The organism is Microcoleus sp. Pol12B4 (assembly GCF_036701385.1).
In the GTDB taxonomy this organism is placed as follows: Bacteria; Cyanobacteriota; Cyanobacteriia; order Cyanobacteriales; family Microcoleaceae; genus Microcoleus.
Map to the genome: position 1 here is coordinate 1 of NZ_JAUBQR010000056.1, position 23446 is coordinate 23446.

Consider the following 23446-nt stretch of genomic DNA (forward strand, 5'->3'; position numbering starts at 1 on the left):
CTCAATTTTCTGCCTTTAGGGAGCCTGTGCCAATCACAGGCTCCCTTTTCTTTCCCTTGTTAGTCTAAACTCCAGTATATTACCTGCGAAAATATTTTATTTTCGGTTGGCACGGCAGCGGTTTACAACTCGCCATTCAACCTTTTTCCCCGTGCCGTTCGAGAGCTAATTGAATTAAACGGTCTACTAATTCAGGGAAATAGATGCCGTCCGCTGCCCACATTTGCGGATACATACTGGTAGCTGTAAAGCCGGGAAAAGTGTTAATTTCGTTAATCAAAACTTCTCCGGTTGATTCAATGTAGAAAAAGTCTACTCGCGCTAAACCTGCCGCGTCTATAGCCAAAAATGCTTGTACTGCCATTTCTTGGATTTTCGAGACGATCGCACCGCTGACTTTTGCCGGGATTGAGCAGTCGGCTTGTCCCTGGGTATATTTTGTTTCGTAGTCGTAGAAATCGCTTTGAAAAGTAATTTCTCCCACCGTTGAAGCTTGGGGATTATCGTTGCCTAAAACTGCACATTCTAATTCTCTAGCAACCACACCCGCTTCGACAATTATCCGCCTGTCGTAGCTGGCGGCGCTGTCGAGTGCTGCTTCTAATTCAGCGCGTGATCGAGCTTTAGAAATTCCCACAGACGATCCCAAATTCGCAGGTTTGACAAAGCAAGGATAGCCCAAACTTGCTTCAATTTTGTCGCACAGTTTGGGGAAAACGCAAGGATTAGACCAGATTTCGGAACGGTTGACAGCGATGTATTTTACCTGTGGCAAACCAGCCTGAGCAAAAGCCATTTTCATGGCAATTTTATCCATTCCCAGCGCCGAACCTAAAACGCCGGAACCGACAAAAGGAACTTGCATTAATTTCAGTAACCCTTGCACCGTACCGTCTTCACCGTTTGGCCCGTGCAAAATAGGGAACCAAACATCTACGGCATTAAAATTAGGAAACTGTCCAGCGGGCGAGTCGTTTTGTGCTGTTTGTTCCTCTATTTCCAGAGGTTTTCCGGTGGCTAAGACTTGTTGAGGTAATGTTCCCGACAGCCAGCGGCCGTTTTTTTGGATGTAAAAGGGCAGAACTTCGTATTTAGAGACATTTTCGTCAGCAGCGAGGGCACGGGCGATCGCCCGCGCTGAACTAATTGAGACTTCGTGTTCGCCCGATCGCCCCCCGAACAATAGCCCGATCCGCATGGTTGTCATTTTTTAATACTCCCGGTACTTTTTGACAAATATACACGCAGTTAGCGCAGCTATCACAGGAAGTATGCGACAGAAACTAAGAATTAAGCATAACCTATTGCGAATTTAAATTGTATATTGCGGGCGACCTCGAAGAAACTCCCCAGTCATTGTTTGATTATTTATTGACATACAATTTAAATGCCCCAACAGCTTACAGCATTTCTCCCGTCAAACTAAAAGCGCGAATATCTGTAATTTTAACCCGCACAATTTTACCCGCCAATTCAGCAATATCGCCCTTAAAAAATGTGAGACGATTGCCGCGAGTGCGTCCCATCACCTGAGTTGGATCTTTGAGATTCTGGACTTCCACCAAAACCTCTTCAGTGCGTCCGAAATAGCGCTGCGATCGTTCCATAGCCGTTGTTGTCACTACATGATTGATTCGTTGCAGGCGATCGGCTTTCACCTCCTCAGTCAACTGATTTTCCCACAAAGCCGCCGGCGTCCCAGGGCGAGGCGAATAAGCCGCAGTATTCACCAAATCGAAACCAACATCTTCGATCAACTTCAAAGTCTTTTCAAACTGCGCTTCCGTCTCACCGGGAAAGCCGACAATCGCATCCGCAGTAATCGAAGCATCCGGCATATAACGGCGAATTGTATCAATAATCCGGCGATATTTTTCCTGAGTATAACCCCGCGACATCGCCTTCAAAATATCATTATCTCCCGACTGAAAAGGAATGTGAAAATGCTCGCAAACCTGCGGTAATTCAGCACAAGCCTTAATCAATCTTTCCGTAAAATAGCGCGGGTGGCTAGTAGCAAATCTGAGGCGATCGACACCAGGCACATCATGCACAAAATAAAGCAAATCCGTCAAAGTATGCTGGTTGCTGCCGTCCGGTTTTGTCCCCGGCAAATCGCGCCCGTAAGCATCAATATTTTGCCCCAACAAAGTTACTTCCTTGTAACCTTGACGGCCCAAATCCTCCATTTCCGCGCGAATTGCCTCTGGCATTCGCGACTGTTCAACCCCGCGAACATTCGGCACAACACAATAAGTGCAGCGTTCATTGCAGCCGTAAATTACATTCACCCAAGCAGTCACCTTGCTGTCGCGGCGTGGCTTAGTAATATCCTCCATAATCTCAACAGCTTCAGTCGCCACAACTTGATTGCCCTCAAAAACTTGTTCCAGCAAATCTTCAAGTCGGTTAGCGTGTTGCGGCCCCATTACTAAGTCTAATTCCGGCACTCTCCGCAGCAGCGCTTCACCTTCCTGCTGCGCGACGCATCCAGCTACAACTAAAGTTAAACCCGGTTCTTGGCGCTTGCGATGAGCTTGCCTTCCGAGGTTAGAATAAACTCTTTGTTCGGCATTATCGCGAATCGTGCAAGTATTGTAGAGAATCAAGCTAGCTTCGTTCGGGTCTTCCGAGAACTCAAAGCCCATATTTTCCAGAATGCCGGCCATCCGTTCCGAGTCGGCTTTATTCATCTGGCATCCGAAAGTAGTGATGTGATAGCGGCGGGGTTTAACGGTCATGGCGAATTGCAGGCAAATAAAAAATATAGGTTTTCAACCTTAACCAACTATTATATAACAAGTGTAAACCATTTGTGAATTTTTCTTTTTATTAGTTCATTTAAACAACGGCGTTCACCAATCTCTAGCGTGTGTGAGGCGCAACGATTAACTGTTACATGGGGCTAGGAAGCCGATTTCTACGAGTTTTGGGATTAGTCACGACAAATCTAGAAATAAACCGGGTTTCTGAAATACTCTTGCGCTTATTTATCTATTTATTTTGTCTGTAAAAACTGTAAAATTGTTTTGGCAATACCTTGTGCAGCCAAATAAGGAACTCCATTGCCAACAGTTTTAAACATATTAGTCAACGTCATTTTGGCTGGCAGTGCAAAATCTTTTGGCAGTGACTGAATAGCCAGTGCTTCTGCAACAGAAAGTCTGCGAAGTTTGTAAGGGTGCAAGTGAACTTCGTTATTGCCATAACAAGCTGTTGGCGAATAACGCCACCGGTGCAATCGCTTGAAAGATTTTTTTGAATCATCTCCTTCATCAACGGAAGCAAACCGTTTAAGGCCTGCTTTGGGTTGAAAATAGTGTTTGGCATTGGGATGGTTGAGAACGTCATTTTTTTGGAACCAAAATTCTACCGTTAAATCTTGGGGAATGCCATCAGGACAAGGAACGAAACCATCACCTGCAAAGGCTGTTCTATCAGGCCAAGGATGAGAAAAAGTTTCTGATTTGGGATATAATATTTGACTTTGCCAAGGAAATAAACTTTCGGCTAACATTTGGCTTGTTTCCTCTAGGGAAATGCCCAAATTTTTGACAAAGTGTTTTCTAAATCCAATCAAAATAATTCTATCTCTATCTTGCGGAACACCGTATTCTATCGCATTAATTAAACGTTCTGCAAAAACGTATCCCGAATCCGCCAACTGCTGTTTTAGTTCGTCGTAAAAAGCTTTATGTTTTTTGGTTTTCCACAAACCTTTGACATTTTCAAATAAAAAGAAATCTGGCTGCTGCTGACAAATCAATTCAATGTATGAAGCTGAAAGTTGACCTTTATCTCCTTCCCCACCTCGGTTTTTGCCACCCATAGAAAAGTCAGGACAAGGCGGCCCCGCGATAAATCCCACAATATCGTGATGCTTGCGGGCATCCTGCATTAATTCCCGCAGGCGAAAAGCTGGTTCTCCCCCTACCAGTCGAGTTACATCTGCTTCCTCTCCTTCGCAATATCCGTATTCTGGTAGCGGCAAATTCAGGCACTGCCGAGAATAGCGGTATGCTTGCATGAAAGGTGGGAAAATTTCATTGGCATACGCTACATTAAAGCCGATCGACTCAAAGCCCAAATCGAGGAAGCCTGAACCTGAAAAAAAAGAAAATATACAGGGGATTGGGCATTGGGGATTGGGCATGGGGAATGGGGAATTGGAAATTGGGAAACAGAAAAGATTAACTTAATGGAACTCATTTTATTCATTCGTATTCGCTTGACTCCAAATTAAAGTTGTTAAATCCAAAATATAATCGATTGAGTTATCAACGTATTTCTCTGCAACTTTTCCACCAGTAATTAATATTTTTGAGGGCTCTTTGTAATGCGCCTTGTGACGACAAATCCACTTAGGCTTATCTCCTGTAGTTGTCAGCTTTTCTATTTTGAACGTGTCGAGGTGAAGTCGATAAACTGGCGTTTCATTATAGTTTCTGTCCTTAGGATAGCCTAAATTGCCAATAATGTAGATATACTCTTCAACTAAGGTTGCAGAATGAAAATCAGTGGGAGGGAAAACCTCTTTGGGATAGCCTAAAATCTTAAATTTGCCATGTCCGTCGTAAACAACCACATCGTTATAGATACAAAAGTCTGGATCGTAGTGATCTTCGTGTTCGCCAGCAATTTCAATGATTCTTCCATCTGGCAATTCTGTAATTGTTCTCCCAAATCTTTGATAGCACCATACAGCAGGTCTATCGTAGTTATCCCCGCTAAACATTGAGCTCGCCTCCCAATGCCCACTACCACTCAGAATCATTGCCTTCCAAAAGTCCACTTCCATTACTTCTGGATTAGTTTTCCCAAATCGACGCTCTCTGCCAGACAAATATTGTTCTCGCGTTACTTCGAGATCGTAATTACCCACTCCAGTTAGATATTGCCTCATATCATCGCTAATATCGCTTAAATCTTCGCCCACATCAACAAGCATTCGGACAATTTGTAGATTACTTGCCAATTTAATAGCATTATCAGAGCAATGATTAATTCGACTAGGATTGGCTCCATTCTCTAAGAGAATACGCACGCAATCAGTCGCGCCACATTCTGCCGCTAAAATTAAAGGAGTGCTATTAAAATCATCAGTAGCTTCGATATCAAATCCCTGCTCAATCAACCATTCTAAGACTTCGGTTTTATCGTTTTCGATGGGATACATCAATGGAGTCTGGCCACAGTGTCCACGATCGCTGCGATCTGCTCCTGCTGACAATAATAATTTGGCTGTTTCAAGCTTACCGACTTCCAAACTCAACAGCCAAGGAGTTCGACTCCAGCAGTCGCGCGCAGAAATATCGGGATTTTGAGCGAGTAATACCTTTACATTTTCGACATCCTCACAGGCGATCGCTTGCATTAGTCCCGCCCATTGGTCACTAGCATCCGCACCTGCCTCTAGCAATAATTTGACAGCATCATAACGTCCCCTTTGTGCGGCGAAACTCACGGCGGACTTGCTGTAGATACTGACATTGCTAAGTTCTGCACCTCTTTCGATCAGCAAACTTAAAATTGATAAGAATTCTCGATCTGTTGAGATAGCGCATCCATTTATGGCATCGATTAAAACATGATAGCCATTTGGTTTCTGATAGTTTATGTTGGCTCCAGCATCCAAAATCAGTCGAACTTTATCGAGACTCCCTGATTGCACGGCTAAGCTGAGTACATTATTTTCATGCTCTCCACAAATCACTTCAATATCAGCTCCGTTGTCTAAAAGAAACTTAACCATATCGCTCGTTGCCTTTGAGCTAGATATCGCGCACATCAATGGTGTGTTTGAGTAAAAGTTATCTGTACTATCAATATCGACTCCACTAGCAATTTGGTGGGCTACACCTGGAATATTTCCTTGTTCGGCATCAATATGAATTTGCATTGCTTTGAGTTAAATTTGCTAATCAAATATTCCTAACATTTGTACCGCATTTTGGAATAGTTTTAAGTTTCCATTCCATTAGTTTCTCCAGCGAGTGGTGACTTCTCCATTATACACCCATCAGCTAATGCTGCTTTTGATTGGCATCGGTGCGGGTGTTGTGGTGTGGTTTCTGGTTTTTTCGATCGCCAATTTCAAGAGAGTGTTGGCTAAATTCCAGAGAGGAAGATAATCAGGAAAGCCCCAGGGATAGTTTTGGCAAGGTGCTTGATGTGGATTATAAGATAGATTTGCCCGATCGCTCCCTGAACTAAACTATTGTTAGAACCATTGGCCGCCTCGGAAACGCCAGTAGGGAAACAAAATCCGCATTACTGTTTGCGATGCCAGGTAAATAGCCAGCCATACAAAACTATAATGTAGAGCAAAAGTTCCTAAATCAAAGTCTAGCAGCGGTATACCCGGTAAACCGATAGTTTTGATTAATAGCAAGACAAAAAGTGCTTCCCAAATCCCAGCGAGAAATTGAAATGCGCCGGGCCAATCTCGATCCCAGCGGTACTGCTGGATGTAGATATATAAGGTATCCCAGCCGATACCAAAAATCGCTACATACCCTAAAATCCCGAAAAATATCGAGCCTGATTTACCAGCGATTAAACCTAGAAAAAACGGCAGTGTTACTAAAACGCCGACTGTTGCAAATAATAAAATTCGAGTTTGCCATCGACCAAATAAGGTGGGAGTCATTCGATTTTAGATTTTAGATTTTGGATTTTAGATTGAATGCGAAACGGTTTTGTTTCTAATCAATCTGGAGATTTATTAAAAATCCACTTCAACCACTGCACAAACGATCGCCAAACACTCAATTTCTGCACACCCGGAACTCGGTTGGTGGCCAGACTTTCAACCGATCGCAAGGCGGCGTATTGCAAGCCCAAAAAACTGTCTACCGGTGCGTAAGGCCCTCCCAAAGTAATCGCGCCTGCTGCGTATACCCGGCCTTCTCCGTTGCTACCAGAAGAATTCCGCAATTCTGGCACTTCAAAATCGTTGGTAACACTCAGCCGGCCCAAACCGTTGAGGGGAAGATTATATTGAGCTACCAAATCGTTTAACAGGGGACTGGTTTTTACCTTAGCGTCCAAACCCGTAGCATCAATAATAAAATCAGCTTCTAACTTAATTTGTCCCTTGAGTTCCTTCTCCTGAATGTACGTCACCGTGCGGTTTTGACTGTCGCGCTCGACTCGCTCGACTTCCCCGAAGGTAATTTGATACCATCCTTGACTTAAACCTTCTTTGACAATCCGCCGCCAGTCGCTGCGCTGGGCTGTAGTAGTGCCGCCCCAGTCTGTGAGCAACTGCGGCCGCAATTCAGGGGCGGCTTTTTCCAAAAGTACGCAGAGTTCCCCGCCCCAACAAGCTTTGGGCCAGTTGAAAGGTTGAAATTCGTAGTGATTTTCGACTCTTCGCTGAGCGAGTTTAAATTTGTTACCTTGAGGTTTGGGCGATCGCATCAAATGCAATACTTGAATGTTGCGATTGCGCTGTCGCGCTTCGTAAATTCGCTGCACCACCCGCGAAGCCACAATTCCCCTGCCTCGAATTAACACGCTGCCGCCGCTGGCCTCCAATTTTTCGTAAATGCCGTCGTGGCTTTCATAAGCGTTGACAACCGACTCAAAATCCTGGGTTTTTTCGCGATAAGCTTGCAAGTCGGGCAGAAATTGAATGGCGGGATAGCCGGTGGCTAAGTGTACGTATTTGGCGATTAAAAAAGCGTGCTCGCGGTGATCCGCATTCGATCGAGAATAAGCGATCGCGTACCTGCCGTCATCTGTTTTGCGAATTCCCCGCACTCTACCGTAGCGAAACATCTGATTCCACCCAATTCGATCGACTTCCCTGTCAATAGAATCAAACACATTCCCCGCGCGAGGCGTATAAGTTTCGGCAAAAGTCGGTTCAGCAAATACCTGCCACATCAACTTCAACGACATCCCCAAACGCCCTTTGAGCAATTCCTGCCAAGCTTCCCGCAAAGCATAGGGAGGCCACCCCCAAATGTTGTCTGGACAAGAGTCAGAATTCGATCGTAGGCGTTCTCGGAGCGGAATTTGAGAATTGAGGCACAGGCGCAGATAGCGGGCGTAAGGCTGCTTTTCCATGCCCAAAACCGCAATTCGATCGATTTTTACACCGCAAATTCTCAGCAAATCCACCCAAATAAAGCTGCCCAAACCGCCGCCAACAGCAGCCCAATCAACTTCTGTCACAGGCAGTCCCCTAGATTCGAGCGATCGCATTGACACTTGAGAAGCTTGCAAAAATGCGAGTGGCGGAAATTCTTCCCTACTAATTGTTTGAGGAAGCTGCAACATTATTTGCTGGCCCAGTGCGGGGTCTGGCCCATTGGTCTGCGGGTTAAAGAAAATGTGAGAATTGACCGACGGCGTTTCTGGGGAATTAACAGCAAAAGAAATGCCGATCGCGTAGGGGCCAACTTGCAGCATATCCCCGTGTGCCAGCACGCAACGGGTTTGGCGAACGCCATTCACAAAAGTACCGTTGCGGCTACCCGTGTCAGTGAGTAGAATACTGTTACCTTCGGTGCCAATCACTGCGTGAAAGCGAGAAACTTGACTGCTGCTGAGCGCAATGCGAGAAACTCGTTTCCCGTTGATTGTGGCGGGCATAGCTTCAAAAATTCGTCCCAAAGCGATGGGTAAGTCGAGTATGGGGGATCGACAATCCCCCGTAGCTGTATCTGTCCAAGTCAGTCGCAGGCGCAAGGGTTGAGAATTCATGATTATTTTTTAAACATCAGCCGTCGGCTTTGAGCTTTCTGCAAAAAAAGATTTTTGAAGTTGAGAGTGTTTAGCGGATAGCCGGATTTTCCCTTTTTTACACTCTCACGGAGAGATGACCACACTCGCCGCCGCCGCCAAAGAAGTACCGCACCACGGACACCCCGCATTCAACTGCGCGTAAGGCGAAATTCGGCTGCATTTGGGACACTGCAAACCATATTTTGAAGGCCCCGTCGGCTGAAAGTTACCAGGTGCGGGAGGCCCGGACAGCAAAACTGTCTGGGGCGCGGCTACCTGCACCTCCGTCACATTTACCACCTCAATTTGCACTTGGCCTAAATGAATGTGGCTTCCCGATTTCAATTTTGCTTCGCCTTGGGCGAGAATTTTTCCATCTACCAGGGGCGGATTGCTTTCGCGCAAATTCCGCACTGTATACTCCTGCAATTCGTGATTAAAAAATATTTCAACGTGCAGCCCGGATACGCTGGGATGCGAAAATACTATATCGCACTTCGCCGGATCGCGCCCAAGCCTCACGGTTCCGGGATTCTTGGTCGGCTGTCCGTTTTCAATTGTCTGAGTTTGACGCACCCCAGCTTCTGTCCATGCTAAAGTGAGCTGGTTTGTCATGATTGTATAGTTTGCTCAAAAATATAAAAAAATATTAACTGATTTATTTTGAGGACGGACTTCATCACCAAAAAACTTAATTAGAATTATTGACACGGACTCGATCGAACTTCTGAAAATATTATGTGCAGCACAACAAAAAGCCCCGACTTCGGGGCTTTTTGCGATCGTATTGGCTTTTTTTGAGAGACTGACTCGCGCTTGCCAGCTTTTCTTTCCCACAAAATTATTGACCCCAGTACACCTTTGTTAAAATTTTGCTGTTAAAGATTGAGCAGCGATTACTAAAAACTAATGGCTGTGGGGTTTCCAGATTTGCGAAGGTTTGGGGCGCTAGGGACGAATTTTGGAAGTTGGGCGATGGAACTACCTCGGTAACTTCGATCGCCCAACCTCCTCAAACGTTCACTGTCCTAGTGCTATCTCTCACGCTGCAACTGTGCAATCTTTCATTACAGGGCCAAGCCTTGAGAGACTTAAGCTTCGCTCTTGCGGCTTTTCCGACCGCCTTCGCGACCAATTTGAGCCATGTGTTCGCGATTTCTGCTGACAGCTTCGCCGCCTTTTTGACCAGCTTGTCTGGCTTCTTCAGGGGTGAATTCGTGTGCAGTTCCTTTCTCGTGTGCAGCTTTTCCGCCTTTGCTAGCAATTGCGCGCTGTTTTTCTGCATCCATAGAAGCGAATCCGCGTTTGCTTTTCTCAGCCATGACTGTCTCCTTGTTTTTTTCTGATTTTTTAGCTCGATCGCGCCTTCGCCTCCCACTGTCGTGGTTACTCCCAGTCAGTGGTGAGATATCCGACGGTAATTTATGAAACCTCATCAGACGAATCTAAGCTTTTGGTTTAACTCGCAGGATGAATCTTTCATAATTTACAAATGTGAACTAAAAATAGTTCACGCCCGGGCACTATAGTTAGAGCCGCCAATGTTTTAAGCTGGTTACTGTCTTTCAATCATTCTATAAACCCCCCCAACTTTTATACCTCTTTCTCAGGTATAGTCATTCTTTAGTTCGCTGGAAGGATGGAACCCAAAGCTGATTGGCTGTAGACTCAGAGGATTTTTCGACCTAACCGCGACACCTCAAAAATTAAAAGTCCAAAGAGGGATGCTTGTTTGGTCTTTTTAGTTTTTTTTTGATGCCTTCGGCGCTTGCCAGTTATCCCGATGTTAGTTGGTCTGCCGATCGAGTTGTTTCTGGTAAGCGATATTTTGGGGCGCAGCGCAGGACGTACTCGATCGCACTTATCAAGTTTACCTTATGACCGATCGAAACATAAATCGGTTTTACTCCTGTTTGCGTCCTTAGCGCTGCTCCTACCGTTGATCCCTCCAGCAGCAAGGGTTGCCAACTGCCGCGGTCGAGTCCGACTTCTAAATGTTCTCCGATAAATCGATTTTTGGCAACTCCGATCGTGGCAATCCCTGTCAAAACCCCCAAATGGCAGGCAAGACCGAACCTGCGGGGATGGGCTAGTCCTTGACCGTCGCACAATATCAAGTCTGGCCTCAAACTGATATTTTCCAAAGCTTCAAGGACTGCCGGTACTTCTCGAAAAGACAGGAAACCCGGAACGTAAGGAAAAGTTGTAGGACTGCGAACCACAGCTTGCTGCTGCAATTGCAAGTTGGGAAAGCTCAGAACTGTTACAGCGGCCTGCGATACGTCGTTTGCACTGTCGTAGCCGACATCTACGCCTGCGACGTATCGAACTGTGTCCAGTTGATTTGTGGTAATTACCTCTGACCGAAGCTGTTCTTGAATGGCGATCGCCTCTTCAACTGTCTGCGGCCAAGGGTGTCGCTGCAACATTTTGATTTTTCTTCAACCGTTCTCATCTAAGCTTAACTTATTTTCAGGGATTTTTAAACTCAGATTTTTATCGTTTATAGCTATAAATTCCTAGCTTGCCCAAGGAGTCTTTTTTTCTACTCAGGAGGGTTGAGCAAGGCGGGTCGATGCCAATTCTACAAATAGAGTCTGTAAGTCGGAGAGTGAAATTCTATCTTTCGCCTGTGCTTGAACCAACCCCCCAAGGTTTTATCGGCACGCGCCTCCAATTTTCTACTCAAAATTTACAAAAAATACCTATTTGATGCTGATTTTTTAGCTTTCTAGAAAGCTTTCTCTATCCGATCGCCATTTTATTCCTTGTCTGAGAGCGATCGAGCTATTTATTTACTTGTTTATCTAAATTTATCCTCATTGTCAAGATACTTGAAACATTTATTCATCAATAATCTCACCCAGCTACAAGTGCCATTGTTCATCGCCCCTCATCGAGCTAAGAGGTCCCCAGACCCTCGCAACTATATGACTTTTATGAAAAAAAATCAATGAATTTATGAGTTGTTTCACCCTTAATATGAAGTTATAATCTTAGATAATATCGGATAGAAAACTAACATCAAGTAACACAACATAGGTGAATAAACATATGAAAACCATGCAAAATGTTCAGTATAACCTAGCTCTCTACATCGTCGGTGGCATCGTCTTCATCATCGCCGCCTTAATTTTAAGACCTTTTGCCCTCGTCGGCGCAGGGGAACGCGGCGTCGTGATGCGCTTCGGCAAAGTTCAAGACGCGATCTTAGATGAAGGCATCCACCCGATTTTACCGATCTTCACATCTGTAAAAACTCTCAGCGTGCGGGTACAAAAAACAGATTTGAAAGCAGATGCAGCATCCAAAGATTTGCAAAGTATTACTACAGATTTGGCAGTCAACTGGAATGTTGACCCCGCCAAAGTCAATCAAGTTTTTCAACAAGTGGGAGACGAAGAACAAATTGTTACCAGCATTCTGAGTCCGGCAATTTCCGAAGTTCTCAAAGCAGCAACTTATAAAAAAACCGCCGAAGAAATTATCACTAAGCGCACGGAGCTAAAAACAGAAATCGACAACAGCCTCAAAAAGCGCTTGGAGCCTTACGGCGTCATTGTCAGAGATGTTTCGTTAATAAATTTTGGCTTTTCTCCAGAATTTAGCAAAGCCATCGAATCCAAACAAATAGCCGAACAAGAAGCTAAACAAGCAGAATTTACAGTTAAAAAAGCAACCCAAGATGCTCAAGCTGAAATTAACCGTGCTAAAGGTAAAGCTGAAGCTCAACGCTTGCAGCGGCAAACATTAACAGCCGAAATTTTGCAGCAGCAAGCAATTGAAAAATGGAACAGCCAGTTTCCGACAGTAATGGGAGGAGGCGGAACTTTGCCATTAATTAATATTGCGCCGCCGAGTTCTCAAGCTGCAACTCCTGCTAAATAAGCTGCTGCATATCGTGATTGCTAGGGCGCGGGGAGAAGGGAAGAGGGGGAGAGAGTCTGAGGGGGAGAAGAATAGACGGTTTTTCACTGCGGAAGTGAAGATGTGCTTTTTTTAAATGCCGAACAGCAAGGGTAGAAAATACAACTAACCACTAAGGTGAAATCCCGCTTACTTAAATGCCCAGATACAATTTACGTTGCGCGAGTCCTGAAAAACGTTAGAGTAAGAAACAACTCGGAAATTGTAAAGGTTTGCTTGAAAGTTCGGCTGATGGGAGATCGGGAGAACCAGTCAATTTCTAATTTAGGTGAAGTGGGGGATGTCGGCGATCGCCATACTGCGTCAGAAGCCCTGTGGCTGCGCGATCGAGCTTTGGCCGCTACTAGCAGTGGCATTGTTATTGCTGACGCCAATGCACCCGACTGTCCTATAATTTATTGCAATCCGGCCTTTGAACGGATGACAGGTTACTGCGCCGAGGAAATCTTGGGGTGCAATTGCCGATTTTTGCAAGGCCCGGATACCGATCGAACTACCGTAGCTAAGATCCGCGACGCATTGCGCCTAGGTCGAGAAATCCAGACAACAATCAAAAATTACCGCAAAGACGGCACTCCTTTTTGGAGCAAATTGTCGCTATCTCCCGTGCGAGACGACAGCGCTAATTTGACTCATTTCGTAGGGATTCAGTCGGACTTGTCGGAACGCATCTGTGAAGTGCACGAAGCACTGCAGCAAGCTAACGACCAACTGCAAACGATTTTGGAAGCAGTTCCGGGAACAGTATCTTGGATTAGCTCGGATTTGCGCTATTTGGGGGTTAACCAGCACTTAGCCAAACTGCATGGTTTGCGGCCGTCGGCTTTTGTCGGTCAAGATATTGGTTTTCTGGGCGCTAGCTCGGATTTTAACTCTTTTGTGGTGGAGTTTTTTGCCGGCGACGCTACGGAAGCGGTTAAAGAACTCAACGTTAAGCTACAAACCGACGGGGCAGAGTCGCAGGGATACTATTTGATTGTGGCTCAAAAGTACGATCGCGGCAAAGCAGCTTGTATGGTAGGGATTGACATTACCGAGCGCAAGCGGACAGAAGAAGCTCTGGTGCTGACTCGCAAGGCGGTGGAAAGTTCGAGTGACGCGATCGGCATCAGCGATGCGAACGGCACTCACATTTATCAAAATCAAGCGTTTTCTCAGCTATTTGAATGGGACACCGCAGAGGAATTTAAATTAGCCGGAGGTATATCGGCAGTTTTTGCTGACGCCCCAGTCGCCAGGGAGGTACTCGACACAATCGCCCAGGGTTATTCTTGGTGTGGTGAAATTACCAACCGCACTAAAAGCGGTAAAACTTTGCAAGTGTTGCTGCGGGCCGATGCTATTAAAGACCGCACAGGGAAAATTGTCGGTCTGATTTACATGAATACCGATATTACCGACCAAAAGCGCACGGAACAAGAGCTGCGGCAAAGCGAGAAGCGCTTTCGATCGTTGATTGAAAATGCTAGAGACATTATTGTAATTCTCGACGAGAAAGGCTTTTGCCGCTATGTCTCTCCTTCCCTAGAGCGGATTTTGGGCTACCCGACGGCGGAAGTCCTCGGCAGATCTATATTTGACTTGATTCACCCTGATGAATTGCTGATAGTGGATCAAGTGTTCAAAGGTGTGATGCAAATGCCGAGAGTTAGCCTGGGAATGGCGGAATACCGAGTGCAGCACAAGGATGGTTCCTGGTGCGTGTTGGAAGCAGTGGCGACGAATTTGCTCAACGAACCTTCGGTGCGGGGAATTGTGGTCAACTGTCACGACGTGACTGAACGCAAGGTGGCTGAAGACCAATTGTTGCACGATGCTTTGCACGACGCGCTGACGGAGTTGCCGAACCGCGCTTTGTTGACTGACAGGTTGGGGCAAGCTTTTGCCCGCGCCCAACGGCATCCGAGCTATCAGTTTGCGGTGCTGTTTCTGGATTTGGACAGGTTTAAGGTGATTAATGACAGTCAGGGACACCGCATGGGCGATCGCCTGTTGGTGGCTGTGGCTCGCCGTCTCTTGACTTGTTTGCGGCCAGGCGATACGGTGGCTCGTCTGGGGGGAGATGAGTTTGTGATTTTGCTAGAAGAAATTCACGGTGTTGATGAGGCGATCGCCCAAGCAAAGGCCATTCTCAAAACGATCGAACGACCGCTTTATTTGGAAGGTAATAAAGTTTTAATTACTGCTAGCATCGGCATTGCCTTAAGTACCAACAAATATCAGTGGCCGGGAGATATTTTGCGCGATGCTGATATTGCGATGTACCGGGCCAAAGCTCTCGGTAAAGCTCGCTACGAAGTTTTTACCAGTGCGATGCACACTCAAGCTGTGGCTTTGATGCACTTGGAACACGATTTGCGGGAGTCGGTTGAAGAACTAAATTTGAAATATTCGATAGTGGATTTCGCCTGTGGGACGGCGGCGGAAAACTCGCCGATGAGTGACATCGATCGGAAATTGGAGCGTCAGAAGTCGCCATTGACTACTTTAAAATTGGAATGTCCTTTTACTGTTTATTATCAGCCGATCGTTTGTTTGAAAACTGGCTCTGTTATCGGATTTGAGGCGCTGGTGCGCTGGCTGCACCCGGAAAGGGGTTTAGTTTCCCCGATGGAATTTATTGCCATGGCGGAGGAAACAGGGTTAATTACGCCTTTGGGTTTGTGGGTTTTGAACGAAAGCTGCCGCCAAATTATTAAGTGGCAGAGTTTGAATTTACCTGTGGGAAATTCGCGGCTGACTGTAGCCGTAAATCTTTCCGGGAGGCAGTTTGCGGAACCGGAGTCGATCGAGCAAATTAAGCAAGTTTTGCAGGAAACGGGTGTTGATGCTCGCTGTTTGAAGTTGGAGATTACTGAGAGTGTGGTGATGGAAGATGGGGAAGCGGCGGCGGCGATGCTTTCACAGTTGAGAGACTTGGGGATTGATTTGTGCATTGATGATTTTGGCACTGGTTATTCGTCTCTGAGTTATTTGCACAAGTTCCCGATTAATATTTTGAAGGTCGATCGCTCTTTTGTCAGTCGCATCGGGGAAATGGGCGAAAATTTGGAAATTGTGCGGGCGATCGTCATGCTGGCCCGCAGTTTGGGGATGGAGGTAGTGGCAGAAGGGGTGGAAACCGCCGTCCAATTGGCTCAAATGCGGGCGATCGGCTGCGAGTACGGTCAGGGATACTTTTTCTCTAAACCTCTCGACAGTGAGGCAGCTACAGCCTTGTTGAGGCGATCGCCCAAATGGTGAACTGAACTAAATATTTAACCGGATCAAATTGCTTGATTGTCAATAAGGGCGATCGATCTTTTCGTACTCAATGCCTTGGGTGTTAAAATCAAAATTTAGTATAATAGAAAACTATCGAGATAGGTAAAAATATATGTCTCAATCTGTTGTGCCAGCAGTCGAAGAAAAACAGCTCGATACTTCGCCGACATTAACTTTTGAAGAATACCGATTTTATCAAGGAGAATCTGATGTAAAATATGAACTGTACAAAGGCAAATTAATCCCGATGCCAACAGCCACAATTTTACACATCAAAATTTGCGAATATTTAGTTTACCAATTGCAGCGTTACCTAGCTGAGCACAATCTCGACTTAGTAGTAAAAACGGGTCTGGGAGTGAGAACAGATGAAGATAAATCTCGGATTCCTGATGTAGTTGTCTGCACTCAAAATCTTTTGGAACAAGCTGCTGCTAGACCAGGTGCAGGTATCCTAGAATTTGATGAAAAGCCGCTGTTAGTGGTAGAAGTAGTCAGCGAAAATCGCCGCGAAGATTACGTGATAAAACGCGGAGAATACGAATTAGCGAATGTGCCAGAATATTGCATTGTTGACCCTAAAACTGGCAAGCAAAAAATCCGGCTTTTTGCATTGATTGAAGGTGAAGATGGTTACACGTATACAGATTTCTTGCCGGGTAATGAAATGGAATCTGTAGTATTTCCCAATCTGAGATTATCAGTCAATGAAATTTTAGATCCGCCATTGGTGGAAGGGTTAATTAAGGTCGAACAAGCTCAATTGCAGAAAGCTGAAAGGTTGGCGGCGAGATTGCGGGAGTTGGGGGTAGATCCTGATGCTGTGTAGGAAATTGGATGAAGTACGTGAAGCGAAGTTATCCCGCAGGGAATCGCCCTTGACCTCTCTCAATCCTCTAGCGGCAAGTCGCGCAGGAAATAAAAGCGATCGCTTTGCCAATTTTCTCCTTTAATTCGCCCCACATAATTTGTCAAAGGAGAGGAAAGCTCAACGAGAATTTCGTGCAAGTCTTTGGGTGATAACGGTCTAAGTGCATTAGACATTGAATAAGCACCACTAACAGCCTCGACACTTGCTCGTTCAAAACCACTCTTTTCCTGATACTTTTTTAAACTATGCAGAACATCCGATCGCACTTTAATTTCTTGTTCAACTTGCTCAATATATTTAGCAACTTCATCATCAGATTGTCCCGGTTTCAAGTATTCTTTAAGTTTAAATAAGTCCACCGAGTTAGGATAGTTGCTTTGAAGTTTAACCAGTTTTTCAAGCGTCTCAGGGTTCATAATTGCCATACCGTGTTTTTTTGCTGCATCCATAAGTTGAGTAGTTGGAACGCCAGGGCCAATAATCAACTTAGTTGCTTTGGCGAGGGTTTCTTGATCTTTGAGGCGTAGCGTTCCTAAATTCAGCAATTGAAGTGCTGTATCGTTAGGGATTTTTTTACCAGCTTTGCACTCGCCAACTAGGGGGTAAGGTTTTGAGCATAATAAATCTAAGCCGCCAGCACCACCTTTGTGAGCATAATCTATGGTAAATCCCAAAAACTCAAGGCTATCGCGCACTACAATTTCAAAGTCTGTTCCTGCTTGATAGTTGCTTTTGTTTGTATCCAGTTCTTTGGTGCGATTTCCCAAAGCTGCTATAGTCTTTATCCAAGCTAAATCCGGTTTGATTGGTTTTACAGGCTTATCGCTACTCCAACCGAGAAATATTTTGATTTCTGCGTCTAGTTGTTTGGCTTTTGGGTTGGTGGTGGATAAATGCACTAATGCACTTTGCAAATCTTCCCATTCTGGATGTTCAGGAGGCTCTAATTTTTCCAGCTTTTGACGGCGTTTGGCAAAGATAGACTCACTCAACACTGGCGTTGCATCAGTAACGTTTAGAGACTTTGGCAAAGATACAAAATTGCCGCTGGGATGCACTGGCATTTCCAGTGGCTGAGGTAGCAGATAGACGCGAAGATAAGCTAGAAAAATATAAGGTTTTTCTAGGAGAGTTTGCTGTAATGCCTCTGTTGTCCAGACTGTTAACTGCGACAAAGCCTCTACTGATTCTGGATCATTCAGCATTTGGCATAATTCGCATTTAGCCCAAGCTTTTATCAAAACCGTTTCAGAATTTAACTGAGCAAGTGCGTTTTTAGCGACGGGCAAAAAACTTGAGCGATAATGTTGCTCGTGGGGTAGCAAATTAATCGAGATATTGGCGGGGTACAAAGCAAACTTCTGCCCCGGATTAATGAATTTCCGGGGCATAGCCACAATTAATCGCCCTAAAATTAACGCCTCAACATCAGCAGCAGGTAGACGCAGAGCATTGTACATCGAAACAGATATACTCATGATCAACTAAATAAATCACTCAAATCATCCGATTCATCTGTATTGTCAATAGTCGGCGGATTAAGAAGGTCTTCTAAAAGTTGACGTTCATCTTCATCATCAACAACAGGCATGATACCAGATGGATCGCTCAATATCTCTCGCAGTAAAGGATTGTCAAAAGTTAGCTGCTTCTGAGAGATGAAATCAAAAACTTGATTTTCCGTTAAATTATAGTCTCTGCACTTTTTACAAACAGAATAAACAGCGATTAAAGGTTTTATTTGCTCTTCTATTAAATCTGCGATTTCACCACCTCTTTCTTGAGGTGAGACAAGTTGTTCAAGTAACTTGTATGCTTGAGCAGTCTTCTTTATTGTTTCGATTTTGGCTTGAGAACGGACTAAACAACCGCGAGTTAAGTCAAATCTTTCGTAATCTATTAAGCGCCTCAATCCTGCAACTAATTCATTTTGAGAAGACTGGATTACTGCAATGCCAATTTTGACCACTTTTCCATTTTCTGTGCCAATAACTTTGAAGTTAATACAATCATTATTTTTGGCTTTTGGCTTGATTTCAGTAGTAACCTCTTCAATCAACACTCCTTCGATTGTCTGACCTTTCAACGTTTCAAAACCAAAGCAAAGAGCTTTAGCAATTAGGGAGTTATTCTGCATATAGTCTACGAGACCTGATTCAAGTTCCATGAGAGCAAGTTCAAATCGCTCAAAAGGATCTTCTGGAAGAGCAGGTCTAGAAACTTTAAAATTCTCTTCACACCATGTCAAAGCTTCCCGTACCGCTGGCTTATTTGTGCCGTATTCTTTGAGCTGATTCTCTTCAAAAGGATATAGCTGATTGTGAGGCTTTAAATTCCTGAATTCATAGAAATCTTTCAGCCACAAAGTTACTATCTCTATCATTGAATTGCCATCAAGAAAGTTTAATTCAATTGGCTTTCCTTTTGTATATGTTGATAGTCGAGCTGGTGTACCGCCCGACATCAGCTTGATTTTATGTGTCCAAGTATTGGGCAGCATTACTGTGAGAATGACAACTCCTTGACCGAGTTCCGATTGATTGAGAGTATCGTGGAGGCGTTTAACTAAATCAGCAATTACCATTTCTGTTGGCAAGCCATCATCAGTAGAGTTGTTTTTGACATCTATTTCATCAAAACAAATGATGACTGGGTTGTAGCAACTCACCAAATTCACTATTTGCTGAACTGTATTAAGAGCTTCAGCTTCTCTATCTTGATTGGTTTTACCAGAATTTGCTGGCAATCCCAGTTCCTCAGCCTTAGACTTATCTAGTTCCTCACCTGACAACCATTTGATTGCAAAGGCTGACTGAATTTTTGAAAGCGTCCACAAAACAGCACGAATAATATAAGGATCAGCATTAGGCTTTGTTTGGCAAACTTTTTGACTCATAGTGTTCATAAAACTCCTATTTTTAGCCGCCCAACTAGCACATACTTTATCAAATCGGTCAAGAAAATTGGCGGGTGAAAGGTTTGGAGCATCAGCATTTATAGCTTTCAAGCCTTGATTTGCCATTGCGGCAGCTACTTCCTGCCACTGCATCACCCCTTGATTAACTGGGTGACTCAAACTATTTGCTAAGGTTTGCTGAAATTGGTACTTAATCAAGTTTAAGTCGGTGTAATTATTGACGCTTGCATAGACAAACAAAGCGCCACCATCTCGTTCTAGTCGATAGCGAATGCGAGCGAGAACATGGCTTTTACCGACTCCTTGCGGAGCAGTTAGGGCAAGGGAACTAACTTTATCTTGACTGGATTGACTGGTTCGCACCAGCTCAACGGCCTGAAAAACTGCATCAGAAGCGTGTTTGTTGAGAGTGGGAACATCGGGGAATCCTTTTCCCCAAATATCCTGCTCTTTGACAATGCCAGTTTTGCTAAATGGATTGTGACTTTGGATGGCAGCTTTGAGGGATTCTATGGGAGATGCGGCTGAATTTTCCATAATGATTGGGTGTGAGGTAACAAACTACAAAAAGATTCAGGGTAATTTTAGGCGTTCAAGCGCTTGGCGTAGTTACGAAATCCAACGCCAGAAATGGTGATTGAGTCCTCGCGTTTGTCTGCAGTGATGTCTGGCATTTCTCCAGACATTAGCTGAAAAATATCTTGAGCCTGCATTTTCAGTAGCCACTCATTGAACTCCGATCGCCCTACCCTTTCCCCGATTGCCCGCCGCATCCGATAAATCGGCACTAAATCGTCTAAGTTATAATCCCGGTTCAAGCTGTCATACACATCGAGCGCCACAGCCTTAAAATCGTCATAGGATGCGATCGTCCCTACATCCCCTTTCCCTTTCTCAACCCGAACACTTGCCGCACCATCCTGATGCCGAATCCACTTCAACAAAGAATTTCCCAGGCGAGTACCAATTTGAGAACCATCAAACTCAAACAGAGAATCCTTACTTTTCAAGCCTTCCGCTAAAACTTCTTTCCCCTTCGCCGTCAATTCCACCAGCGTCACCCGATTTACCAGCGAATACTCGATCGCCCCAGTCGCCTGCAATTCGCCGAGCACTTCCACATATCTCTGACTCGTCTCATTAGTCCGCACAATCCGCTTAGTCAACTCCCCCTTTTTCACCTTCATCTTCCCGCCGCTCAAATCCCACAAATTCAGCAGTACCCGAACTTTCGCCTTCGCATCCCACACCGCTTGCTCTTCCGGTGTCAAAGTTATAGGCACCGCAATTTCACTTTTCTCAGACATATCCATACCTTTAAATACTTGTTTTTACTTTTAAAGTTTACCAGAAACCTTGCTGTGAAACCTTTAAACTTTTCCGCAACAATCCGCGCGAGGCTACGCACAACTTATGCAAATTTAATTTAAAAATAATAGGCATTGACTAAAATGTGATTTTTTGATAAAATAGCCAATCAAACGAGCGTTCGCAGTTCAAATTCTTTGCAGTAAATGCGATCGAAACCATTTTAAGCACAGCCCGCTACGCTCTAGCAACCTCAACAAATGTAGCGATCCCAACCGCAGCTAACAACTAGCAAATCAGCTTAACTGCGACTTTAGTTCAATGCCGGATTCTGCCTTTAGAAAGACGAATTCAACCTAAACATCTTGTTACATTGCAATGGCAATCAAAACATTGAACAACATTTTACCCATGAAGAATATTCCCGACCAAATTTCCAACATCAAAGAAAAACTTCCCGACGTTACTCCCACCCCTCCTGGTTTAAAAGCTCAAGCATCTAGCCACGACCTCAAAGCCCGTTTAGATTGGGGCGAACCAGGACTCACAATCATCGACGCTCGTGATTTTGAAAGCTTCACCAAAAGCCACATTACCGGCGCGGTAATGATGCCAATGGACGAATTAGTCGCACGAGCACAATCAAGTTTAGAACCCATCCGCGACATCTACATCTACGGCGAAAACGACGAACAAACCGCCGAAGCTGCCAATCTTCTCCGTGCAGCAGGCTTTAGAAAAGTAGCCGAACTAAAAGGCGGAATTCCTGCTTGGAAAGCCATCGACGGCCCCATCGATGGTGCTGCCGAACACAATACTCCTGGCCCCGACGCCTATAACGTTTTTTCTCGCTTGCAACACCACGCCGAAGCCCAGAAAATCAACAAATAATCACACAGAATACCTAGATCCCCGACTTATTGAAGAAGTTGGGTATCTAACCAAATAATTTGTTTGTAGTAAGGAATCGAGCTCTCTCTTAAAGCTTGCAGTCACTAAGCACTAAAGTCCTTACTACAAACTTAATTGCGATCGTATAACCGGACTAGATATTAACATTCGCGGACGCAAAAAGTGCTTTAACACGCTACTTATAGCGTAAAGTGACCAATGCACATCATACATAAACAAGTGTGTGTCTCCAACACGGATTAACACTCCTTCCTCGCGTCCAAAAATGCTTTGACTTCCCTTAAAACTTGCCGATTCCCATCAAAAGTAATCAGCTTAACAGCATCCTCAAAGGAACTCCAGGCAGAATTTTGAACTTCCTCTACTTGCAACTGAACTTCCATTGAATTTACAAAAGCCAAAAAATAAGTAACAGTCTTTTCAATTGATTCTCCTTCCTTTGCAAAGGAATAATGTTCCACAGAACTAGGCTTCCCTTCCTTAACAAAGGAATAACGTTCCACAAAACTAGGCTCCTCAAGCACTTCACAATCGCGGATGCCAGTTTCCTCCTCAAACTCCCGCTTCGCCGTTTCTAGCGCCGATTCCCCCTGATTCGCGTGACCTTTAGGAAACGCCCAATGTCCCGCTTGATGTTGAATCAACAAAAACAAACTATCAGTTTCAGTGGCAAAAACTGGCACAATGCCAAAAGCTTCATCTTTCATCTTTTTACTGACACGATTTTACCTATCAAAACTAATATTACCACCCCAACCGAGTCGGCTGTTCGTAAACGCGCTTCAAAGTATTAACATCCCTAGCCGAAATAGGCGGAGGGTTTCTCACTTGAGAAAAATAAAGCACATCAGTTTCCATCAAACTGTGACCCCAAATTCCCAAAGCGTGACCCAACTCGTGTCGCGCCGTCGCCGGAACATACTTACCCACTTGAGTCGGATTCAAATAAACCGAAAACCGATGAGATAACACAGTTTTATCACCATCGCGACGGGCGTACAATTCATAGGTAGCCTCTCCAGAACGCGATCGCAAAACCCCTTGACGCAAAGGCGGAGCCCGACGTAAAATCCTAATATCAGCCACCTCCGAACTATCCACCACTTCCAAAGGCAAATAAACCCCCCATTCGCGGACAACATCCAACACAGCCGCCACCCATTCTTCAGACTTATTAGCATCAACTGGACGCTCAATATAAACCTGAATCGGAAACTTAGACCATAGCAAATGACCGAAATTCGGTGGCTTAACCTGCTCAAAATAATCACCACTATCCGTGGAATCTTGCCAATTGGCCAGCGTTGGCGGCAAAGGGTGAACCTGTGGATTCGGCAAACTATTAGGGAAAGAAGAAAGACTCGCCGCCGGAGTATTAACCTGAGTAAAAATTATCAGGCTAAAACAACATAAAGCCAATCCCAAACCAGCCAGCAATCGAGATTTTACCGTAACTTTCCACAACCGCATTTTTGCAACCGCAGATAGACACAAATAAACGCAGATGAACTTGA

18 protein-coding genes are annotated in these 23446 nt (G+C 44.8%); 4 read left to right on the forward strand and 14 right to left on the reverse strand.

Annotation, left to right across the window (positions count from 1 at the left end):
- Window positions 1–136: 136 nt before the first annotated feature.
- From QUA38_RS10465 to nfi, 9 genes are all read right to left on the reverse strand, one after another.
- On the reverse strand, window positions 137–1207 hold the full coding sequence (locus tag QUA38_RS10465; RefSeq protein ID WP_333161484.1) for a D-alanine--D-alanine ligase family protein: 1071 nt from the start codon (window positions 1205–1207) through the stop codon (window positions 137–139).
- A 193-nt stretch (window positions 1208–1400) separates the two neighbouring features.
- On the reverse strand, window positions 1401–2741 hold the full coding sequence (gene miaB / locus QUA38_RS10470) for a tRNA (N6-isopentenyl adenosine(37)-C2)-methylthiotransferase MiaB (RefSeq protein WP_333161486.1): 1341 nt from the start codon (window positions 2739–2741) through the stop codon (window positions 1401–1403).
- Between the two features lie 257 nt (window positions 2742–2998).
- Window positions 2999–4153: a DNA cytosine methyltransferase gene (locus tag QUA38_RS10475; RefSeq protein ID WP_333161488.1), complete on the reverse strand. Its 1155-nt coding sequence runs from the start codon at window positions 4151–4153 to the stop codon at window positions 2999–3001.
- Window positions 4154–4210: 57 nt separating this feature from the next.
- On the reverse strand, window positions 4211–5899 hold the full coding sequence (locus QUA38_RS10480) for an ankyrin repeat domain-containing protein (RefSeq protein WP_333161490.1): 1689 nt from the start codon (window positions 5897–5899) through the stop codon (window positions 4211–4213).
- A 321-nt stretch (window positions 5900–6220) separates the two neighbouring features.
- Window positions 6221–6649, reverse strand: a complete 429-nt coding sequence (locus QUA38_RS10485) for a hypothetical protein (protein WP_333161492.1) — start codon at window positions 6647–6649, stop codon at window positions 6221–6223.
- A gap of 59 nt (window positions 6650–6708) precedes the next feature.
- A complete protein-coding gene (locus QUA38_RS10490; protein WP_333161494.1) occupies window positions 6709–8712 on the reverse strand; it encodes an FHA domain-containing protein in 2004 nt (667 codons plus the stop codon).
- Between the two features lie 105 nt (window positions 8713–8817).
- Complete coding sequence (locus tag QUA38_RS10495) at window positions 8818–9348, reverse strand: FHA domain-containing protein (RefSeq protein WP_333161496.1); 531 nt, start codon at window positions 9346–9348, stop codon at window positions 8818–8820.
- Between the two features lie 476 nt (window positions 9349–9824).
- Complete coding sequence (locus QUA38_RS10500; protein ID WP_006631632.1) at window positions 9825–10055, reverse strand: KGG domain-containing protein; 231 nt, start codon at window positions 10053–10055, stop codon at window positions 9825–9827.
- A gap of 453 nt (window positions 10056–10508) precedes the next feature.
- Window positions 10509–11162: a deoxyribonuclease V gene (gene nfi, locus QUA38_RS10505; protein ID WP_333161498.1), complete on the reverse strand. Its 654-nt coding sequence runs from the start codon at window positions 11160–11162 to the stop codon at window positions 10509–10511.
- A gap of 625 nt (window positions 11163–11787) precedes the next feature.
- Here nfi and QUA38_RS10510 point away from each other — a divergent pair.
- The 3 genes from QUA38_RS10510 to QUA38_RS10520 all read left to right on the forward strand — a co-directional run bounded on the left by QUA38_RS10510 (window position 11788) and on the right by QUA38_RS10520 (window position 16753).
- Window positions 11788–12621, forward strand: coding sequence for a prohibitin family protein (locus QUA38_RS10510; protein ID WP_333161500.1), 834 nt, complete (start codon window positions 11788–11790; stop codon window positions 12619–12621).
- A 270-nt stretch (window positions 12622–12891) separates the two neighbouring features.
- Entirely contained in the window at window positions 12892–15903 is a 3012-nt protein-coding gene (locus tag QUA38_RS10515; protein ID WP_333161502.1) for an EAL domain-containing protein, read from the forward strand.
- A 133-nt stretch (window positions 15904–16036) separates the two neighbouring features.
- Complete coding sequence (locus tag QUA38_RS10520; RefSeq protein ID WP_333161504.1) at window positions 16037–16753, forward strand: Uma2 family endonuclease; 717 nt, start codon at window positions 16037–16039, stop codon at window positions 16751–16753.
- 59 nt (window positions 16754–16812) lie between these two features.
- On the opposite strand, the gene QUA38_RS10525 is transcribed toward QUA38_RS10520, so the two are convergent.
- From QUA38_RS10525 to QUA38_RS10535, 3 genes are all read right to left on the reverse strand, one after another.
- The gene (locus QUA38_RS10525) at window positions 16813–18273 is read right to left on the reverse strand and encodes a DUF1802 family protein (protein WP_333161506.1); all 1461 of its coding nucleotides are present in this window, start codon (window positions 18271–18273) and stop codon (window positions 16813–16815) included.
- 2 nt (window positions 18274–18275) lie between these two features.
- The gene (locus tag QUA38_RS10530) at window positions 18276–20075 is read right to left on the reverse strand and encodes an ATP-binding protein (protein ID WP_333161508.1); all 1800 of its coding nucleotides are present in this window, start codon (window positions 20073–20075) and stop codon (window positions 18276–18278) included.
- A gap of 221 nt (window positions 20076–20296) precedes the next feature.
- Entirely contained in the window at window positions 20297–21019 is a 723-nt protein-coding gene (locus tag QUA38_RS10535; protein WP_333161510.1) for a hypothetical protein, read from the reverse strand.
- A gap of 379 nt (window positions 21020–21398) precedes the next feature.
- Between QUA38_RS10535 and QUA38_RS10540 the strand changes: the two genes are divergently transcribed.
- Window positions 21399–21911 (forward strand): rhodanese-like domain-containing protein, encoded by a 513-nt coding sequence (locus tag QUA38_RS10540; protein ID WP_333161512.1) that lies wholly within the window; start codon window positions 21399–21401, stop codon window positions 21909–21911.
- A gap of 260 nt (window positions 21912–22171) precedes the next feature.
- Here QUA38_RS10540 and QUA38_RS10545 read toward each other — a convergent pair whose 3' ends face one another.
- Window positions 22172–22639: an NUDIX domain-containing protein gene (locus QUA38_RS10545; protein WP_333161514.1), complete on the reverse strand. Its 468-nt coding sequence runs from the start codon at window positions 22637–22639 to the stop codon at window positions 22172–22174.
- A gap of 37 nt (window positions 22640–22676) precedes the next feature.
- The gene (locus tag QUA38_RS10550; protein WP_333161516.1) at window positions 22677–23402 is read right to left on the reverse strand and encodes a peptidase; all 726 of its coding nucleotides are present in this window, start codon (window positions 23400–23402) and stop codon (window positions 22677–22679) included.
- Between the last annotated feature and the right edge of the window lie 44 nt (window positions 23403–23446).

Excerpts from the sequence above, each read along its gene's own strand:
- QUA38_RS10465 (WP_333161484.1), bottom strand. The coding sequence starts at position 1,207 with ATGACAACCATGCGGATCGGGCTATTGTTCGGGGGGCGATCGGGCGAA.
- miaB (WP_333161486.1), bottom strand. The coding sequence starts at position 2,741 with ATGACCGTTAAACCCCGCCGCTATCACATCACTACTTTCGGATGCCAG.
- QUA38_RS10475 (WP_333161488.1), bottom strand. The coding sequence starts at position 4,153 with ATGCCCAATCCCCAATGCCCAATCCCCTGTATATTTTCTTTTTTTTCA.
- QUA38_RS10480 (WP_333161490.1), bottom strand. The coding sequence starts at position 5,899 with ATGCAAATTCATATTGATGCCGAACAAGGAAATATTCCAGGTGTAGCC.
- QUA38_RS10485 (WP_333161492.1), bottom strand. The coding sequence starts at position 6,649 with ATGACTCCCACCTTATTTGGTCGATGGCAAACTCGAATTTTATTATTT.
- QUA38_RS10490 (WP_333161494.1), bottom strand. The coding sequence starts at position 8,712 with ATGAATTCTCAACCCTTGCGCCTGCGACTGACTTGGACAGATACAGCT.
- QUA38_RS10495 (WP_333161496.1), bottom strand. The coding sequence starts at position 9,348 with ATGACAAACCAGCTCACTTTAGCATGGACAGAAGCTGGGGTGCGTCAA.
- QUA38_RS10500 (WP_006631632.1), bottom strand. The coding sequence starts at position 10,055 with ATGGCTGAGAAAAGCAAACGCGGATTCGCTTCTATGGATGCAGAAAAA.
- nfi (WP_333161498.1), bottom strand. The coding sequence starts at position 11,162 with ATGTTGCAGCGACACCCTTGGCCGCAGACAGTTGAAGAGGCGATCGCC.
- QUA38_RS10510 (WP_333161500.1), top strand. The coding sequence starts at position 11,788 with ATGAAAACCATGCAAAATGTTCAGTATAACCTAGCTCTCTACATCGTC.
- QUA38_RS10515 (WP_333161502.1), top strand. The coding sequence starts at position 12,892 with ATGGGAGATCGGGAGAACCAGTCAATTTCTAATTTAGGTGAAGTGGGG.
- QUA38_RS10520 (WP_333161504.1), top strand. The coding sequence starts at position 16,037 with ATGTCTCAATCTGTTGTGCCAGCAGTCGAAGAAAAACAGCTCGATACT.
- QUA38_RS10525 (WP_333161506.1), bottom strand. The coding sequence starts at position 18,273 with ATGAGTATATCTGTTTCGATGTACAATGCTCTGCGTCTACCTGCTGCT.
- QUA38_RS10535 (WP_333161510.1), bottom strand. The coding sequence starts at position 21,019 with ATGTCTGAGAAAAGTGAAATTGCGGTGCCTATAACTTTGACACCGGAA.
- QUA38_RS10540 (WP_333161512.1), top strand. The coding sequence starts at position 21,399 with ATGGCAATCAAAACATTGAACAACATTTTACCCATGAAGAATATTCCC.
- QUA38_RS10545 (WP_333161514.1), bottom strand. The coding sequence starts at position 22,639 with ATGAAAGATGAAGCTTTTGGCATTGTGCCAGTTTTTGCCACTGAAACT.
- QUA38_RS10550 (WP_333161516.1), bottom strand. The coding sequence starts at position 23,402 with ATGCGGTTGTGGAAAGTTACGGTAAAATCTCGATTGCTGGCTGGTTTG.